The sequence below is a fragment of the Streptomyces sp. HUAS ZL42 genome, assembly GCF_040782645.1.
GTDB lineage: Bacteria > Actinomycetota > Actinomycetes > Streptomycetales > Streptomycetaceae > Streptomyces.
In genome coordinates this window covers 5,392,586-5,409,387 of sequence record NZ_CP160403.1, presented here as the reverse complement: position 1 = coordinate 5,409,387, position 16,802 = coordinate 5,392,586, and the positions used below count along the sequence as shown (strand labels likewise).

The window sequence follows — 16,802 nt, the reverse complement described above, 5'->3', positions numbered from 1 at the left end:
ATTCGCAGTACGAACCACAACACATAAAGCTTTCAAGAACTACAGATCTTTGTTAAGAAGCTACAGAAATACGTTAACCGTGAAGGAATTCACTTACGGAAGTTCCTGATACGAACTTTCGTTCATTTCCGTGCTACGCTGCCCGCGTGGCCAATCATGAAGACGGCGAAATGGGACTGGTGGCCGCACTGGTGCGGTCCTCGTTCCTGGTGAGTGCCGTGTATGCCCAGGCCGGCCGGGAGCTCGGCCTCACGCCGCAGCAGGGTCAGCTGCTGTGCGTGCTGATGGCCCAGCCGTACGGCATGGGCGAGTTGTGCACGATGCTGGGGCTGGCCAAGTCGAGCCTCACCGGACTGGTGGACCGCACCGAGAACAACGGCCTGGTGCGGCGCGAGGCGGACCCTCGGGACAGCCGCGCGGTGCGGGTGGCGCTCACCCCGCGGGGCGCGCGGCTCGCCGACCGCTTCTACACCGAGGCCTGCCGCCGGATCGACGAGCTGCCGGCCGGCCTCGACGAGGCCCAGCGCGACACGCTCGCCGGGCTGCTCGGCCGCATCGTGCTGGACAACAAGGTCCCCGTGGTCTTCGTGGAACCGGGCCACGGGGCCGCCGCCCGCGGCTGAACGGGCCGGCGGACGCCCAGGGTCCGCCCCTCAGTCCGCGAGCAGCCGCTGCGTGAACGCGAAGGCCGCGGGCTCGAACTGGAGGGCGGCGTGCGAGCCCGCCGCGTGGACGTCCCGCCAGATGCGCTGCATCCCGTGGGACGTCGCCTGTCCCCGCGTTCCGGTCACATGGAAGAGCCGGTCCACCGCCCCGACGAGGAGCTCCACCGCGAGCGTGCTGTCGCGGTGGCTGCGTTCGGCCGTCCCGACCTCCCCGAGCCGGCCCAGATCGGCGGTCTCGGCGACCCTCGCCAGCAGCAGGGCCGCGGCGTCGATCTCCCCCGCCGCGCGGGCGTAGGCGATCCGGCTCGACTCCCGTGCGGCCGCGCGGGCCCCGCTCGGCTGCCGGCCGAGATGCCCCTCGACCAGACGCAGGGCGGCCCGGGCCGCGCCGAGGATCGGCGCCGCGAAGGTGAGCCCGTTCACTCCGAACAGGGGTGCGGCATGCACGGTGGACCCGGGATCCGGCAGGTCGCCACGCCGCATGTCGTCCCAGACGAACGACCGGTACTCGGGCACGAACCCCCGGTCCACGACCAGGGTGTGGCTGCCGGTGGCCCGCATGCCGAGAGTCGCCCAGGTCTCCTGGTGGGTGAAGGAGTCCTTCGGAACGGCGAACACCCGGATGGAGCGGTCGCCCTCGCGCGGCGGCGCCGAGCTGAGCAGCGCCCAGTCGGCGAACTCCACACCGCTGACGTAGAGCCAGGTGCCCGACAGCGTCCAGCCGCCGTCCACCGGCTCGGCCTCCACTCCGGCCGCGACCATCGAACTGACGAGCCTGGTGTCCGGCCCCTTGGCCCAGACCTCCTGCTGTCCCTCGTCCGGCAGATAGGCGCTGAAACGCCCGTTGTACGCCCACAGCGAGGCGATCCAGGCGGCCGACGTGCATTCCTCGCCGATCGCCGCCACCGCCCGCGTCACCTCGCCGAACGTGGCGCCGGTTCCGCCCTGCCGGGCCGGCGCGAAGCTGCCGGGGAATCCCGCGGCGGCCAGTGCGCCGACGGTCCCGGACGCGAGCCTCCCGGTCGTGTCCGCCTCCGCGGCGCCGTGGCCTGCCGCGTCCGCCGCGGACTTCAGCACGCCGGCGTCCTGCCAGGTCTCCCCGCCGCTCATGAGCGCTCCCGGATGTACTCGATCTCGCTGAAGTACAGCTCGACCTCGACGCCCAGGTCGTCCAGCGGGGACGGCTCCTGCGGCCTGCTCACGAAGGCGCGGAAGCTCTCCTCGTCCTCCCACTGGGCGTACTTGATCACATGCTCGCCGGACAGGCCCCGGTGCACGGCGTGGGACACATAGCCCGGCGTCCCGGCCAGCTCCGGCGGGTCACAGGTCATCTCCTTGAGCACCTCCGCCTGGTCCTCGGGAGCCGACTTGACCACGATCACCACGGTGAACAAGGGCCTGTCGAGCGAGATCCGGGGTGCGGGGTCCCAGGTGTGCACCACTTCGCAGGGGATGTTGTCGAGCCGGGAGACGGTGAGGGCGCTGCCGAGCCGCCCCCGGGTGCCCCGCTCGCTCATGAAGGCGTCGTACGCGTCCTTGCTCTCCCACTGCGCGTAGTTGACGACCGACCTGCCGTCGAAACCCCGGTGGAAGTTGCCCGAGACCAGGCCCGGCTGGACGTTCGCGGGAGGCAGGCTCCGCCACTGGTCGAACAGCAGCTTCTGCCCGTCGGGCCCTTCCGTGTGGAAGATGTTGAACAGCGTGAAGTAGCCGTCCTCCACCCTGATGGAACTCATGTCGTCTCCCTGGTCGATGCCGCGGGCGTGTACCGGGTGCCGGGGTGGCCGGTCGCCAGACGGTCCCCGCGGCCGAGGAACTTGTGGCGCAGCGTGCCGTCGGCGTACTGCTTCTTGTAGGCGCCGCGGCGCTGGAGTTCGGGCACGATCAGATCGGCGAAGTCCTCGTAGGTCGACGGCGTGACCACATGGCCGAGGTTCAGGCCGTCGGCGCCGGTCTCCTCGATCCACTGCTGGATCCCGTCGGCCACCTTCGCGGGCGAGCCGACGATCACCGGGGGATGGCCGATCCCGAGCTTCTCCAGGATGTCGCGCACCGTCCAGTCGCCCTGGCCGAGGGATTCGGCGATGGACCGGACCGCGTGGTTCGGCACGACGTGCACCGGGTCCTCCGGGCGGTAGGGCGACAGGTCGAACCCCAGCCAGCCGGAGAACAGCGCGAGCATCCCGTCGGAGTCGATGTAGCTCTTGTAGACGTCGTACTTGGCCGTGGCCTCGGCGTCCGTCTCGCCGGTGATGACCGTGCAGCCGCTGAACACCTTGATGTCGTACGGATCCCGGCCGGCCGCGGCCGCGCGGGCGCGGATGTCGTCGACCTGCTTGCGCAGCATCGACGCCTCCGGCGCCACGGCGAACACCGCCTCGGCGTGGCGCGCGGCGAAGTCCTTGCCCCGGTGGGACGTGCCCGCCTGGAACAGGAAGGGAGTGCGCTGCGGGGACGGTTCGCACAGGTGGATACCCGGCACCTTGAAGTAGCGGCCGTCGTGACCGATCGGGTGGATCCTCGCCGGATCCGCGTAGATGTCGTCGGCCCGGACCGCGTCGTCCTCCCAGGAGCCCTCCCACAGCTTGTAGACGACCTCGAGGTACTCGTCCGCGATGTCGTACCGCTCGTCGTGCCCGATCTGCCGGTCGAGCCCCATGTTGCGGGCGGCGCTGTCCAGGTAGGAGGTGACGACGTTCCACGCCACCCGGCCGCCGGTGAGATGGTCCAGCGTCGACATCCGGCGGGCGAAGGGGTACGGGTGCTCGTACGAGGTCGAGGCGGTGACCGCGATGCCCAGGTGCTCCGTCACGTGCGCGATCGCGGAGACCGCCATCATGGGGTCGTTGACCGGGATCTGCGCGCCGCCGCGCAGCGCCGCGTCGTGCGTGCCCGCGTACACGTCGTACGTCCCGAGGACGTCCGCGATGAACAGGCCGTCGAACAGACCGCGTTCAAGAGTCCTCGCGAGATCGGTCCAGTACTTCAGGTCCTTGTACCTGCGGCCCTGGCTGTCCGGATGACGCCAGGTTCCCGGCGACAGGTGGGTCGGGGTGTTCATGTCGAACGCGGTGACGCGTATCTGCTTTCCCATGACCCGTCCCCTCAGGCGGCGTACGGGCGCCTGGTACGGGCGTCCCTGAGCGCGGCCGCCCACCACTGGAGCTTCTCGAGCATGACCTTCGCGGGGACCGCGGCGTCCGGCGCGCGCAGCGAGCCGTCCTCGCCGATGTGCTGCCAGACACCGTGGAAGCTGACGGTGTCCCGGATCGTGGTCGCGTGCAGCTCGGCGAACACCTGACGCAGCTGCTCCACGGCCCGCAGGCCGCCGGAGAGTCCGCCGTAGGAGACGAAGCCGATCGGCTTGGCCTGCCACTGGGTGCGGTGCCAGTCGATCAGGTTCTTCATCGGTGCGGTGAAGCTGTGGTTGTACTCCGGAGTGATCACGACGAACGCGTCCGCCGCACCCAGGCGTCCGCCGACGCCGGCGAGCAGCTCCGCGGACCCGCCCCCGGGAGCCCGCGTCAGCGACAGCGGCAGTTCCACGTCGGCCAGGTCCAGGACGTCGACGTCGTACATCGCACAGGACTCGGCCTCCTCGACGAACCAGCGCGCGACGGCCGGGCCGGTGCGGCCCTCACGGGACGAACCGATGATCACGGCCAGCCGCAGTTTTTCCTCGGACATGACTTTCCTTCCTGTGGAGAAGCGACAGAACGGGTGCGGGGCGCGTCGCACGCGCCCCGCACCCGTGGTGACGGTCGTCCCGGTCAGGTGTCAGGGGCGGCCGCCGCTGCGGATCGCGCGCATCTGCGCAACCCACTTGTCGGCGTCGTCGGCCCGCAGGCGGAAGGAGTCGGCCGATCCCCGGTGCGTGAAGATGTGCATCCGGTTCTCCTCGATGCCGGCGAGCGCGGCCTTCGCCACCTCCTCGGGCTCCAGGACCTCGGAGTTCTCCTTCAGCAGGGCGAGCTGCTCGTTGCTGCTGACACTGGCGGCCAGCATCGGGGTGTTGACCGCCTGCGGCAGCAGGCACGAGACGCCGATGCCCCGGTCGCCGTACTCGACGGCGAGATACTCGGCGAACGCCACGGCGCCCTGCTTGGCGACCGAGTACGGCGCCGCGCCGAACGCGGTCAGGACACCGCAGGCGGCGATCGTCTGCAGCAGATGGCCCCGGCCCTTCTCCAGCATCGCCGGGAGCACCGCACGCGCCGCGTACACGTGCGACATCATGTTGACGATCATCGCGCGCTTCCAGTCCTCGTCCGGAGCGTCGAAGCTGCCCGTCACGGTCAGACCCGCGTTGGAGACGAACAGGTCGACGTCACCGAAGCGTTCACGGGCGCGCTCGACCAGTGCCTGTATCGACGCCTCGTCGGCGACGTCGGCCCGCACCGCGAGCGCGTTCTCGCCGATGCCGGCGGCCACCTTCTCGGCGCCCTCGGCGTCGATGTCGGAGACGACGACCCCACGGGCGCCGGCGAGGCTCAGCTGCTCCGCGATCGCCTTGCCGATGCCGCTCGCGGCACCGGTGACCACGGCGACACTGCCTTCGATCCTCATGTCACAGGCTCCCGAACGGGTTGGTGATGACGTAACGCCACTCGCCACGGGCGTTCTTCTTCAGGACGTCGAGCCCGCGTCCGGTGCCGGTCGTCTCCGGCGATCCCGGCACCTCGATGCTCCAGTCGACGACAAGCGCGGCGGTGTCGCCGACGACGTAGCTCTCGCTCACCTTCGCCGAGAGCTTCGGCTCACGCTTGAGGAACTCGGCGACGGCCTCCCGGTGTTCGGCGCCGCTGACCGCCTTGCCGGGCTCCCAGACCGCCGCGGCACCCGGCGCGTACACGGCCATGATCGCGTCCACGTCCCGCGCGGCGTAGGCGTCCAGGTACCGCTGGTTCATCTCCGCCGGGTCGGCGGGCACCGCGGTGTCCGCGGCCTCGACAGCCGGGCCGGTGAGGTGCAGCTGGCGCACCTCCAGCTCCTTTTCCAGGTACTCCGCCCGGCCGGCCAGGAATTCCTTCATGTACGGCTGTGCGAGGTGGCGGGCCAGGTCCTTGCGCGTCTCCCAGATCTCGTAGAAGACGAAGAGGTCGGGGTCGCTCGCGTCCTGGTTGATCCAACTGCCCAGGCAGCCCTCCTCGTTCCGCGACCGTTCGGCGAAGGAGACGAGCAGGTCGCCCAGCTCCGCCGCCTTCTCCGGCTTGGCGTGGGCGAAGCCCACCGCCGACTGAATCTCGTTGCGCATGCCGTGCTCCTCAGCCGAGTAGGGTGCCGCCGGTGGCGTCGACGAACGAACCGGTCATCCACCGGGCCTCGTCGGAGGCCACGAACGCGACGACGTCGGCGACCTCGGAGACCTCACCGACCCGGTTGAACACCGACAGGGCGGACATCTGCTTGACCGCCTCCGGGTCCTCGAACACCGGGTCGCCGTTGTCCGTGATGCCGGGGGCCACCGTGTTGATGGTGATGTTCCGGGGGGCCAGCACCGGGGCCATGTGCAGCGTGATCTGCTCCAGGGCGGCCTTGCTCATCGCGTACGCGATCTGGATCGGGAACGCGGAGTGCGTGACACCGGAGGAGACGTTGACGATGTGTCCGCCGTCGGGGATCAGCTCCAGCGCCTTCTGGATGAGCAGGAACGGTGCCTTGGCGTTGATGTTGTAGCAGTTGTCGAGGATCTCCTCGGTGACCGAGCTCGGCCCCGCACCCGCGAATCCGGTGGCGGCGGCGTTGTTCACCAGGATGTCCAGCGTCGTGGCACCGGTCAGCTCGGCCAGCCCGGCCTTCACCCCGTCCAGCAGCTTCTCCACCGCGCCCGGCTCGCCCAGGCTCGCCTGCACGGTGAAGGCACGGCCGCCGGCCTCCTCGATGAGGGCCACGGTCTCCTTCGCCGCGGCCTCGTTGTTGGAGTAGTTCACCGCGACGACGGCACCGTCCTTGGCGAGCCGGAGCGCGATGCCCCGTCCGATGCCCCGGCTGGCGCCGGTGACCAGCGCCGTCTTGTTCTCCAGCCTGCTCATTGATAACCCTTCGGGATCTGGGAATTCGGGATCTGGGAATGTGAGAGATCTCTGAGCGGGTGCGGCAGAGTCCGGTCTGCCCCCGCGCCCCGCAGGGGCGGGCAGACTGCGCGACCAGCCACGGACAGCCCGCGGTGTCCGTACCGCTCGTTCAGCGGAACGCCCGGTGCTTGGCGACGGCCTCGCGGATCGCCGGGACGATCTGGCCGGCCCAGCGGCCGAGGGAGGTGATGTCCGGGGTGCCGCCGCGGGGCGAGAAGAGCATGAAGCCCGACGCCCCGTGTTCGAGGACCGCTCCGGTCAGCTCCTCCACCCACTGCTCGACGCTGCCGCCGATCCAGCGGCCGTCCTGGTCGCGGGTGGCGGCCAGCGGCCGGTCGGTGATCAGACCGGGGAAGTTGAAGACGGTGCGGACCTCGCTCGGGTCACGGCCCACGCTCGCCGCCGCCTCGTCGATGACCGGCCGCGACTCCCGGTAGCGCGGGCTGAGCCAGTCCGCCGCGTGACCGGGGATCCAGCCGTCGGCCACCCGGCCGGTGGCGGCCAGGGACTTCCGGCCGACCGACCCGGTCCACACCGGGGGCGCGGGCACCGGGGCGGGGTCGATCCGGTTCACCCGGTGGTGACGGCCCTGGAAGGTGACCGGCGGCCCGCCGCCGGACAGCTTCTTGACGAGGACGATCGCCTCTTCGAAGGCCTCCACGGCCTCGCCGGGCGTGAGCGGCTGCGCGCCCATGTCGGCGATGCGTTCCCACAGTCCGCCGGCGCCGAAGCCGAGCACGACGCGGCCGCCGGAGAGCGCCGACAGCGTCGTCACCGTACGGGCCAGCATGGCGGGGGGCCTGAGCGGCACGTTGCTGACGTTCGCGAATCCGGCGAGGCGCCGGGTGCGTCCGACGACGAATCCGACGGTGGCGTACGCGTCCAGGCGCACCCCGATGTACGGGTGGTCCGAGAGGGAGAAGAGGTCGAGCCCCTCGCGGTCGGCCAGTTGGGCCATGCCGAGCAGGTCCTGTGCCTCGCCGACGGTGCTGTGCGCACCGAAGCCGAAGACGACCTCGTGTGGAGACAATGTGCTGTCCTTCGCTTCGTTCATGTGTCCCGCGACCGCTCAGCCGGCCACGGAAACCGTCGTGTGGAAGCCGTAGCGGCGGCCCGCTCCGGCCTCGGCCTGCCCCATGTACTCCAGGAGCGGCTCGATCTCCGCCTTGATGTGCACGAGCGCCTCGGCCTCCGAGGCCCACTCGGACAGCAGGAAGATCCCGGAGTCGTCCGAGGAGACATGGAAGTTGGCGGCGATCGCGCCCGGGTAGGCGCGGTCCTCGCCCACGGTCTTCTCCTCGGTGCCGAGCAGTCCGTCCACCCAGGCGCGTGCCGTGTCGCCGCCGTTCATGGAGAAGAAGGCGGCGGGGTAGCACCCGACGGGCGGCAGCGGGTCGGGCAGCACGGTGGGCTGCACCCTCCGGTACAGCTGGAACGCCCGGGGCTCGCCCGGCTCGTGGCCCAGCGCCCGCCAGTCGGGCCGCAGAGCGTCGTACGCCTTGCGCAGGACCTCCTCCGACCCGGCGTCCGAGGACCACTGGGCGTAGGTCAGCAGCGACGTGCCGTCGGTGCCGGTGAACAGGGACAGGGCCACCAGGCCCTCGGGCCACTCGGCGGACTCCCAGTGCGCGACGACCGCGGCCGTGGTGGCCTCGAGTCGTCCGGGATCGCCGAAGACGACTTCCTCTACCAGTGCTGTGGTGACGTCCGGGCGGCCGATGGACGGCCGGACGTCCGACGCGATGGACATCGTCAACTCCTCGGGTCTTGTGGGCTACTCGGCCTTGCGGCCGATGACCAGGACGTCGTCGTGCAGGCCCTCGACCTCGACGGTCTCCGGCCAGAAGCCGGCCTCGCGCAGCCAGCCGTGCAGTTCGTCGGCGGTGTACTCGTGGCCGCCCCGCGACCAGACGAGCATGGTGAGACCGGCCAGTGCCCCGTGCATCGACGGCTGCTGCCCGCCCGCCATCGGGTCGTAGACGAACACGGCACCGCCCGGCTCGAGCGCGTCGTACGCCCTCTTCAGCAGCGTGATGCGGTCCTCCACGCCCCAGTTGTGCAGCACGTGGCCGAAGACGAGCACGTCGGCCTTGGGGAGGTCGTCCTTGAAGAAGTCGCCGCCGTGGAAGGTGACCGGGGAAGCGGTGTCGCCGAGCCGGTCCATGTGCCGCTTGAAGGCGGGCTCCAGGGGCGGCAGGTCGAACACCCCGCCCTTCAGGTGGGGGTTGTGGGTGACCACCTGGTGGGCGAAGTTGCCCCGCGCGCCGCCGATGTCGACGAAGGAGGTGTACTCGCTCCAGTCGAAGCGGCTCAGCGCCCCGGCGATCGGCGCGTTCAGCAGGTCCATGCTGTCCAGGAAGCCGTCGGTGGCCTCGGCGTCCGCGTACAGCGAGTCGTACGGGTTGCCGATGACCGCGGCCTGGTTCTGCGGCTTACCGGTGCGCAGCGAGTCGGCCAGGCCGTTCCACGCCGGGTTCAGCTCCTGCTCGCAGAAGTGCAGATAGCCGCCGAGGTAGGCGGGGCGGCCCTTGACCAGGAACGCGTCGCTGACGGGGGCGTTGGTGAACCCTCCGTCGGCGGACTCCAGCAGGCCGAGGTGGAGCAGCCCGGCGAGCAGGTCGTTGAGGCCGCGCTCGACGAGACCGAGGCGCTTCGCGAGCTCCGCGGTCGAAGCCGGGCCCTTGGACAGTTCGGTGAACAGGTCGTGCTCGACGGCCGCGAGCAGGATCCGCGACTGCCAGGAGCCGAGGATCAGACCCATGATCGGGCCGGGGTTGACGTTGCTCTCGGGCGTGTCGACAGCCATGGCGTGAGGCCTCCTTGAGTGGGTGGGAGCTGGAGTGAGTACGCGGGTCACGCGGCGGTGCGCGGACGGCGCCGGGCGAGCGCGGTGACGAGGCCGAGCGCGCCGACTGCCGTGACGAGGGACAGTGCGGGCCGTGGGCCCCGGGTCATGAGCAGGGTGACGAGCGGCAGCAGGGCGGCGGCGCCGAGCTGCACGCTCGCCTGGTAGAGCGGGACGGCCGCGCTCCGGTCCGCCGCGTCGAGCCCCGCCGTCGCCTGCGAGTTCAGCGCGACGAACGCACAGCAGAACCCGGCCTCGACCAGCAGCAGGGACGGCAGCATGCCGAGGGCGTACGAGCCGCTCTCGGGCCTGGCCAGGTAGTGGACGTAGCCGAGCAGCGGGAACAGAGCGCCGAGCGTGATGAGCGGGCGGCTGCCGTAGCGGGCGATGAGCCGGCCCGCGAACGGCACGGTCAGCGCCAGCGGGACGCAGGCGGGCAGCAGGGCGAGCGCGGACTGCCAGGGCGACCAGCCGAACTCCCCCGCCATCTGGAAGACCATCAGCACGAGCAGCGCCTGGTACGTGCCGTTGAGCGAGGCGGCGCCCAGCGCGGAGCGCGCCAGCGAGCCCCGTTTCAGGAGAGCGGGGCTCGGCAGTCGTGGCGGGTCGCCGCCCTGCTCGCGCGGCAGCACGAACGCCCCCGCCACGAGCAGCACCAGGGCGATCGGCGCGGGGAAGACGAAGACCCAGCGCCAGCTCGTCTCCAGCAACGCGCCCGCGAGCAGCAGGCCGGCGGTGAAACCGGCCGCGCCGAAGAGCGAGTAGACCGACAACGCCCGCCGCCGCTGCGGCCCTTCGGGGAAGAGGTCGTTGATGATGGCGAGGCCGGTCGGTGCGGTCAGGGCCGCGCAGCAGCCCTTGACCACACGGACGACGACGAGGAGCGCCGGGCCCGCGACGAGTCCGCCCGCCACGGAGACCAGGCCGAACAGCAGCATCGCCCCCAGGTAGGCCCGTCGCCGTCCGATGCGGGCGCACAGGACGGGGCCGGACAGCAGCAGTGCGGCGAAGCCGAGCGCGAAGCCGCTCATCAGCCACTGGGCGTCCCACGGCGTCAGGCCGAACCGGCCGGCGATCGCGGGCAGCGCGATGAGCACGACGGACACCTCGACGGCGTCCAGCAGCATGTTGCCGGACAGCACCAGCAGCCGGGCCCACTGCCGGGCGTCCCAGCGTTCCCGTCCGGCGGGGACGTCGACGACGGTCGCGGTCACCAGTCCAGCACCTGGCCCTCGGGCGTTCCGTCCTCGCCCAGGAAGGTGGCGGTGGGCCCGTCGTCGTCGAGGGTCGCGAGCAGCACGGGGATGTGCGCGCCCTGCTCGGTGGTGAGATGGCCGTGGTGCCCGTTGATGTCCGTGGCCACGAAGCCCGGGGAGGCCGCGTTGACGAGGATGCCGGTGCCGCGCAGTTCGTTGGCGTAGGTCAGGGTGACCGCGTTGAGTGCGCTCTTCGAGGTGGCGTACGACAGCATGACCGGGAACTCGCCGGGCGGGTGCACCCCCGTCGGGTCGAGGTTCGCGGCGGCCGCCGAGAGCGAGCCGATCGCGCTGCTGACGTTGACGATCCGGGCGGACGGCGCCCGGCGCAGCAGGGGCAGCAGGGCGTTCGTCACGGTGATGACGCCGAAGACGTTGGTCTCGTAGACCGTGCGCACCTGCTCGGCGGGGGTCTCGCTGGGAGGCAGCATGGGCCCGCCGATGCCGGCGTTGTTGACCAGGACGTGCAGGACACCCTCTTCGTCCGTCAGCCGCTTGGCGGCGAGCGCGACGGATGTCTCGTCCGTGACGTCGAGGTGCAGGAACCTCACGTCGAGGCCGTCGGCGCGCAGCTCGCTCTCGGCTGCACTGCCCCGCTCCTCGTCGCGGGCCCCCAGATAGACGGTCAGGCCGCGTTCGGCGAGCTGCCGGACGATTTCCCGGCCGATGCCCTTGTTGGCTCCGGTGACGACGGCGATGCGCGCGGTGTCGGCGGACATGGATTCCCTCTCACACTGGTTGGGTCGGGGCGCGGACGGTTCGGACCGGTCGGTCTCAGCCGAGCAGCGTGCCGCCGGTGGCGTCGATGAAGGCGCCGGTGATCCAGCGCGCCTCTTCGGTCGTCAGGAAGGTGATGACGTCGGCGACGTCGCCGGGCTCGCCGACCCGGTTGAAGGCCGAGAACCTGGCCATCGCCTCGACGGCCTGCGGGTTGTCGAAGATCGCGCCGCCGTTGTCGGTGATGCCCGGCGCCACGCTGTTGATCGTGATGCCGCGCGGCGCGAGGAGGCGGGCCAGCTGGAAGGTGAGCTGTTCGATCGCGCCCTTGGTCATGGCGTAGGCGACCTGGTCGGGGACGGAGGTGCGCGTGACGCCCGTGGTGATGTTGATGATGCGGCCGCCGCTCGGCATCTGCTCGAGGGCGCGCTGCACGAGGAAGTACGGTGCCTTCGCGTTCACGGCGAAGTAGCGGTCGAACTCCTCGGGGGTGAGGTCCTCCGGCGCCGAACCCGTCGAGGTCACGGCGGCGTTGTTGACCAGGATGTCGAGGCGGGTCTCGCCGGTGCGCTCCTTGAGGCCCCGTTCGAGACCCAGGAACAGCTCGTGCACGTCACCGGGGACGCCGAGTTCCGCGCGGACCTTGAAGGCGCTGCCGCCCTCCTTCTCGATGAGCTCGACGGTCTCGTCGGCCGCCTGCTCGTTGGCCGTGTAGTGCACCGCGACCAGCGCGCCCTCGCGGGCGAGACGGATCGCCGTCGCCCTGCCGATGCCTCGACTGGAACCGGTCACGAGGGCCGTCTTGTCGGTGAGCCTGTCCACGGTTGACCTTCCGGGTTGGTGGGTGTGCGGGGTGTGCGGCCGGGGCGGCACCGGCACGTCGAGGCCGCTGATCATGCGGGCGAGGTGACGGCGGACGGCGGCGGACTCCAGCAGCTCGCCGAAGACGTCGCGCAGCGCGGTGACCTCGTCGCTGCCGAACAGCAGCTGGGCCTGCGCCTGGATGTTGGCCAGGGTGCGCGCCCCCACCGGATGACGCTCGGCGTGGTAGGAGTCGAGCAGCGCGGGCCGGGCTCGTCCGCCGGCCACGTCGGCGAGGGGGCGGCCGAGGGCCGCCGCGTCCTGGAGACCCAGGTTGACGGCCTGCCCGCCGACCGGCATCTGGCGGTGCGCGGCGTCGCCGGCGAGCAGCACCCGGCCCCGCCGGTACTCGGTGACCTGCCGGGAGGCGTTGCCGAACCGGTTGAGCCACAGGGCCCGCCCGTCGCCGATGTCCTCGCCCGTCACGGCCGCCCAGGCGTCGGCGACCTGCTCGAACGTCACGTCGCCGGACGGCTGCGCGCCGAACCGGTGGACCATCAGCCGGGTGGTGCCGTCGGGCCTGCGGTAGGCGGTCGCGATTCCGCCGGCGTACCGCTTCAGGCGCCGGTTGGCGATGTCGATGCCGGCGACGTCGGCGCGCAGCATCACCTTGTCGGCGTCGCGTCCTGCGAACTCGAAGCCGCCGAGTTCGCGCACGGTGCTGTCCTCGCCGTCGCAGCCGACGGCATAGGCGGCCGTGAGCTCGTACGTCTGATCGTCCGGCCCGCGCACCTCGACGCGCACGCCGTCGTCCGTCTGCCGCAGCCCGAGCACGGTGTGACCGCGCCGGATCTCGGCGCCCAGGCCGAGCGCCCAGGACTGGAGCTCGGCCTCCAAGTGGTGCTGGATGCACTCCCATTGACCGGCGTACGGATGGTCGGCGTCGGCTTCCGCGAGATCGAGGCGCAGCCCGCCGAAGTGGCCCGGCCCCAGGGCGGGCAGCTCACCGAGCCGGGGCAGGAAGCCGCGGTCGGCGAAGATCTCCATGGTCCGCGCGTGCAGGACCGATGCCCGCGACTCCCCGGTCGGCTCCGTCAGCCGCTCCAGTACGACGGCCCGCGCACCGCCCGCCCGCAGCTCGGCCGCGAGGAACAGCCCCACGGGCCCGGCGCCGACGACCACCACATCGGTGCGGGTCATCGGCGCTGTCCGAGCCCCGGCCCGAACCAGCGGGTCAGAGCCGTGTTCAGGTCGTGGTGGCTGCCGGGCGCGGCCCAGGCGACGTAGCCGTCCGGGCGCAGCAGCACCGCGGTCGTGCCCGCCAGGGGGCTGTCCTCGGGCAGGGCGTCCGGGGTCGCGGTCACGATGTCGACGCGGTCCCGCCAGGCCTGGGCGCGGCGGCGCAGTACGGCGTTGTCGTCGAGGTCGAGGAGCACACCTCGCCCCGAGCGCAGCAGTGCCGTACTGCTCGTGGCGCCGCTGCCCGACGTCACCCTCAGGTGCGGGAGCCGACGTCCGAGCAGCGGGCTGCGGCCGCCGCCGACGTCGTAACGGATGTCCAGGCCGCTGGCCTTGGCCGCCAGGTGGCGGGCGACGTCGGGGTACCGGATCAGCTCGGCCAGGACGTCGCGCAGCGGCTGGGCCTCCTCGCCGCCCAGCACCAGCAGGCTCTGTGCCCGGGTGTTGGCGAGCAGCGCCCGGCCCACCTCGTGGCGCTCGGAGTGGTACGTGTCGAGCAGTTCCTCGGGCGCGTCGCCGTGCAGCACCGCCGCCAGCTTCCAGCCGAGGTTGTGGGAGTCCTGGACGCTGGTGTTCATGCCCTGGCCGCCCGCGGGCAGATGCACATGGGCGGAGTCGCCGGCCAGCAGGACACGGCCGCGCCGGTACTCGGTGACCTGCCGGGCGGCGTTGCCGAAGGCGCTGACCCAGACCGGCTCCGCGTGCGAGATGTCGCTGCCCGTGAGCCGTTTCCACAGATCGGCGACCTCGGCGAAGGCGGGGGGCCCGGTGCGCCGCTGCGGCGGGATCCCGTGCTCACCGACGATGATCCGGTGGATCCCGCCGGCCAGTTTCGCGACCATCACGAACCCGCCGCCGACCTGCTGGCCGGTCATGCGCGGCGCCAGCTCGACACCGCGCAGATCGGCCAGCAGCATCTCGGTCGTGGCGGCGGTGCCGGGGAAGTCGAACCCGGCCGCCTTGCGCACCGAGCTGCGTCCGCCGTCGCAGCCGACGAGATAGCGGGCCCGGATCCGCTCCTCACCGCCCGGGTGGCGCACCGTGACCGTCACGCCGTCGCCCGTTTCGTCGTACGACAGGAACTCGTGCCCGCGCCGAATGTCGGCGCCGAGTTCGCCCGCCCAGGCCTCGAGGGCTTCCTCGGTCACCGACTGCGGGACCGTGCGGGCCGCTTCGTGCGCCGCCCCGAGGACACTCATGTCCAGCGGCAGGCCACCGAAGTGACCCATGCCGCCGGTCTCGTACTCACCGAGCCGGCGGAGGAGTCCGCGCTGGTCGAACACCTCCATGGTGCCGATGGTCAGGCCGATCCCCCGGGACTCCCCGGTGCGCCCGGGATGCCGTTCCAGCACCGTGACGTCGATCCCCGCCAGCCGGAGCTCCCCGGCGAGCATCAGCCCGGCGGGTCCCGCTCCAACAACGACCACCGAAGCGTCCATGAACCTCTCCTTCTCAGAGCCATTAGCGGAGCCGCGGACAGCGGCAGTCCGGCTTCGCCGTCGTACAGGCACGCAACCGGCAGCGTGCGCAGCGTGATGAGCGGTTCCGCGGGGACGGCCAGGGCGGCGGCGGCAGCGTGATGCGGCCCGGCCGGCACGTCCCGCACGATCCAGCCGGGCGGGCCGGGCGGGGCGTCGGCGTCGGTTCCGACGCCCAGGTAGTCGAGGGCGGGTCTGCGGCCCAGCCCCGTCCCCAGACCCTTCAGGTACGCCTCCTTGCGGGTCCACAGCTGCGCGAAGGTGACCGGTCGTCGCGCTTCGGGAAGGGCGAGGAGTTCACGCCACTCCGCCGGATGCAGTGCGGGCCCGCACACCTGCACCGCCTCGATCGTCGGCGTGCGCTGCACATCCACGCCGACGGCCGTGGCCGCCGTGCCGATCAGGATCAGCCCATGACTGTGCGAGAGCGAGAAGTGGACCGGGACCGGCGGATGCCGCAGAACGGGCCGGCTCGTGCGCAGCGAGCGCACCGGGCCGGCTTCCCGGCCCAGACGCAACAGCCCGGGCGGGTATCCCGTGGACGCCGCGAGGATCCGGCGCAGCGCGATGTGCGCCGACAGGTACTGCACCCGGTCCTTGGGCCGCACGAACAGTTCGGCCCGGCGCACTTCCGAGTCGTCGAGCTCGCTCACCGCAAGACGGGCCGCGGCGGCGCTGTCCGGAGACGGTGGGCGCAGCAGCCACAGCGAGAGTTCCGGTGCCTCGCGGAGTACCGGGATCAGAGGACGCCGCGGGTGCTCGACCGCCCGTCGTGCACCACCAGGTTCAGCGCCCCGCCTCGGCATGGGCTTTCGCGTGGCCGAGCGTGGCCCTGCTGTTGGTGCTCAGCGCGTTGTGCACATACGCGCGGGCGTCGGCGACGGTGGCGTCCTCGCCGAGGATCCGGGCGATGTTCTCGGTGTTGAGTGTCACGGTGTGCTGGGAGGACGCCGTGACGCCGGTCTCGGTCTCGGTGAACGTCCAGTAGCCGGTGTGCAGCGTCATGAGCGCCGGCAGGGTCACCTGCTTGTAGGCGATCTTGTGGTGCGGGAACGTCACCCGGTACGACTTGGTGGTGTGGACGGAGCCGTCCTGGGCGCGGGTGTCCATCTCCAGGGTCTGGAGCCCGGGGGTGTCCTCGGTCAGCCGCACCGTGGCCACGTGCGGCAGCCGCTCGGACCACAGCTGCGCCTCGTTGATGAAGTCGTAGACGTCCTTGGCCGCTCCGTCGATGTGGACGGAGTCCTCGAAGGAGAAGGTGAGTTCGGCCTCGGCGTGGGCGCGTTCGACGTTGGTACGCAGGGCGGCCAGCTCGGATCGCGAGTTGCGGTCGACGGCCTCGTCGATCCACGCGAGGTGGCCGGGGTCGTCGTCCACCGCCCGGTAGTCGTGCAGCAGCCGGATCCTCGACTCGGTCGTCGAGACGGGCTCGATGATCCAGGCGCCGCCCATGGCCGCCACCGGAGGCGTGGACACCTCCTGGCGGAAGTCGATCCGCAGGTTGTCGCGGTCCAGGGTGCGGCGCGAAGTCCAGTTCTTGGGCTCGCCGTTGGCGGTCGCCCAGATCTGGATGCGCTCCTCCCGCTCACCGCGCTCCGCGTGCTCGACGTGGATGGTCGGCGGGAAGATCCGCGGCCAGTTCTCCACCTCGGCGATCAGCCGGAACACCGTCTCGGCCGGTGCGGCCGCGGTGATCTCGTGCTCGACCTCACGGATGGTCATGGTCA

17 protein-coding genes are annotated in these 16,802 nt (G+C 71.3%); 1 reads left to right on the top strand and 16 read right to left on the bottom strand.

Annotated elements, in window-relative coordinates; genetic code table 11:
- Positions 1-170 precede the first annotated feature (170 nt).
- Positions 171-623, top strand: a complete 453-nt coding sequence (locus tag ABZO29_RS24975) for a MarR family winged helix-turn-helix transcriptional regulator (RefSeq protein ID WP_367326233.1) — start codon at positions 171-173, stop codon at positions 621-623.
- A 30-nt stretch (positions 624-653) separates the two neighbouring features.
- On the opposite strand, the gene ABZO29_RS24970 is transcribed toward ABZO29_RS24975, so the two are convergent.
- From ABZO29_RS24970 to ABZO29_RS24895, 16 genes are all read right to left on the bottom strand, one after another.
- Entirely contained in the window at positions 654-1,775 is a 1,122-nt protein-coding gene (locus tag ABZO29_RS24970; RefSeq protein WP_367322407.1) for an acyl-CoA dehydrogenase family protein, read from the bottom strand.
- A complete protein-coding gene (locus ABZO29_RS24965) occupies positions 1,772-2,401 on the bottom strand; it encodes an antibiotic biosynthesis monooxygenase family protein (protein WP_367322406.1) in 630 nt (209 codons plus the stop codon). Before ABZO29_RS24965 ends, ABZO29_RS24970 begins: the two co-directional genes overlap by 4 nt.
- Positions 2,398-3,759, bottom strand: coding sequence for an LLM class flavin-dependent oxidoreductase (locus tag ABZO29_RS24960; protein WP_367322405.1), 1,362 nt, complete (start codon positions 3,757-3,759; stop codon positions 2,398-2,400). Before ABZO29_RS24960 ends, ABZO29_RS24965 begins: the two co-directional genes overlap by 4 nt.
- Positions 3,760-3,770: 11 nt before the next feature.
- A complete protein-coding gene (locus tag ABZO29_RS24955) occupies positions 3,771-4,352 on the bottom strand; it encodes an NADPH-dependent FMN reductase (RefSeq protein ID WP_367322404.1) in 582 nt (193 codons plus the stop codon).
- A 90-nt stretch (positions 4,353-4,442) separates the two neighbouring features.
- Entirely contained in the window at positions 4,443-5,231 is a 789-nt protein-coding gene (locus tag ABZO29_RS24950; protein WP_367322403.1) for an SDR family oxidoreductase, read from the bottom strand.
- 1 nt (position 5,232) lies between these two features.
- The gene (locus tag ABZO29_RS24945) at positions 5,233-5,919 is read right to left on the bottom strand and encodes an antibiotic biosynthesis monooxygenase (RefSeq protein ID WP_367322402.1); all 687 of its coding nucleotides are present in this window, start codon (positions 5,917-5,919) and stop codon (positions 5,233-5,235) included.
- A gap of 10 nt (positions 5,920-5,929) precedes the next feature.
- Positions 5,930-6,697 (bottom strand): SDR family NAD(P)-dependent oxidoreductase, encoded by a 768-nt coding sequence (locus tag ABZO29_RS24940; protein ID WP_367322401.1) that lies wholly within the window; start codon positions 6,695-6,697, stop codon positions 5,930-5,932.
- Between the two features lie 151 nt (positions 6,698-6,848).
- Entirely contained in the window at positions 6,849-7,769 is a 921-nt protein-coding gene (locus ABZO29_RS24935; RefSeq protein ID WP_367322400.1) for an LLM class flavin-dependent oxidoreductase, read from the bottom strand.
- 39 nt (positions 7,770-7,808) lie between these two features.
- Positions 7,809-8,489 carry a hypothetical protein gene (locus ABZO29_RS24930; RefSeq protein WP_367322399.1) on the bottom strand — a complete coding sequence of 227 codons (681 nt, stop codon included), beginning with the start codon at positions 8,487-8,489 and terminating at the stop codon, positions 7,809-7,811.
- 24 nt (positions 8,490-8,513) lie between these two features.
- Positions 8,514-9,545: a methyltransferase gene (locus ABZO29_RS24925; RefSeq protein ID WP_367322398.1), complete on the bottom strand. Its 1,032-nt coding sequence runs from the start codon at positions 9,543-9,545 to the stop codon at positions 8,514-8,516.
- A 47-nt stretch (positions 9,546-9,592) separates the two neighbouring features.
- Entirely contained in the window at positions 9,593-10,798 is a 1,206-nt protein-coding gene (locus ABZO29_RS24920) for an MFS transporter (RefSeq protein WP_367322397.1), read from the bottom strand.
- Entirely contained in the window at positions 10,795-11,559 is a 765-nt protein-coding gene (locus ABZO29_RS24915) for an SDR family oxidoreductase (RefSeq protein ID WP_367322396.1), read from the bottom strand. The genes ABZO29_RS24920 and ABZO29_RS24915 overlap by 4 nt, the downstream gene beginning before the upstream one ends.
- A 55-nt stretch (positions 11,560-11,614) precedes the next feature.
- Entirely contained in the window at positions 11,615-13,558 is a 1,944-nt protein-coding gene (locus ABZO29_RS24910) for an SDR family oxidoreductase (RefSeq protein ID WP_367322395.1), read from the bottom strand.
- A complete protein-coding gene (locus ABZO29_RS24905) occupies positions 13,555-15,036 on the bottom strand; it encodes an FAD-dependent monooxygenase (protein WP_367322394.1) in 1,482 nt (493 codons plus the stop codon). The genes ABZO29_RS24910 and ABZO29_RS24905 overlap by 4 nt, the downstream gene beginning before the upstream one ends.
- Entirely contained in the window at positions 14,991-15,728 is a 738-nt protein-coding gene (locus tag ABZO29_RS24900; RefSeq protein ID WP_367322393.1) for a 4'-phosphopantetheinyl transferase superfamily protein, read from the bottom strand. Before ABZO29_RS24900 ends, ABZO29_RS24905 begins: the two co-directional genes overlap by 46 nt.
- Positions 15,729-15,861: 133 nt before the next feature.
- Positions 15,862-16,797, bottom strand: coding sequence for an aromatase/cyclase (locus ABZO29_RS24895; RefSeq protein WP_367322392.1), 936 nt, complete (start codon positions 16,795-16,797; stop codon positions 15,862-15,864).
- Positions 16,798-16,802: the final 5 nt, after the last annotated feature.

Coding starts and splice junctions, on each gene's coding strand:
- ABZO29_RS24975 (WP_367326233.1), top strand. CDS start 171: ATGGGACTGGTGGCCGCACTGGTGCGGTCCTCGTTCCTGGTGAGTGCC.
- ABZO29_RS24970 (WP_367322407.1), bottom strand. CDS start 1,775: ATGAGCGGCGGGGAGACCTGGCAGGACGCCGGCGTGCTGAAGTCCGCG.
- ABZO29_RS24965 (WP_367322406.1), bottom strand. CDS start 2,401: ATGAGTTCCATCAGGGTGGAGGACGGCTACTTCACGCTGTTCAACATC.
- ABZO29_RS24960 (WP_367322405.1), bottom strand. CDS start 3,759: ATGGGAAAGCAGATACGCGTCACCGCGTTCGACATGAACACCCCGACC.
- ABZO29_RS24955 (WP_367322404.1), bottom strand. CDS start 4,352: ATGTCCGAGGAAAAACTGCGGCTGGCCGTGATCATCGGTTCGTCCCGT.
- ABZO29_RS24950 (WP_367322403.1), bottom strand. CDS start 5,231: ATGAGGATCGAAGGCAGTGTCGCCGTGGTCACCGGTGCCGCGAGCGGC.
- ABZO29_RS24945 (WP_367322402.1), bottom strand. CDS start 5,919: ATGCGCAACGAGATTCAGTCGGCGGTGGGCTTCGCCCACGCCAAGCCG.
- ABZO29_RS24940 (WP_367322401.1), bottom strand. CDS start 6,697: ATGAGCAGGCTGGAGAACAAGACGGCGCTGGTCACCGGCGCCAGCCGG.
- ABZO29_RS24930 (WP_367322399.1), bottom strand. CDS start 8,489: ATGTCCATCGCGTCGGACGTCCGGCCGTCCATCGGCCGCCCGGACGTC.
- ABZO29_RS24925 (WP_367322398.1), bottom strand. CDS start 9,545: ATGGCTGTCGACACGCCCGAGAGCAACGTCAACCCCGGCCCGATCATG.
- ABZO29_RS24915 (WP_367322396.1), bottom strand. CDS start 11,559: ATGTCCGCCGACACCGCGCGCATCGCCGTCGTCACCGGAGCCAACAAG.
- ABZO29_RS24910 (WP_367322395.1), bottom strand. CDS start 13,558: ATGACCCGCACCGATGTGGTGGTCGTCGGCGCCGGGCCCGTGGGGCTG.
- ABZO29_RS24905 (WP_367322394.1), bottom strand. CDS start 15,036: ATGGACGCTTCGGTGGTCGTTGTTGGAGCGGGACCCGCCGGGCTGATG.
- ABZO29_RS24895 (WP_367322392.1), bottom strand. CDS start 16,797: ATGACCATCCGTGAGGTCGAGCACGAGATCACCGCGGCCGCACCGGCC.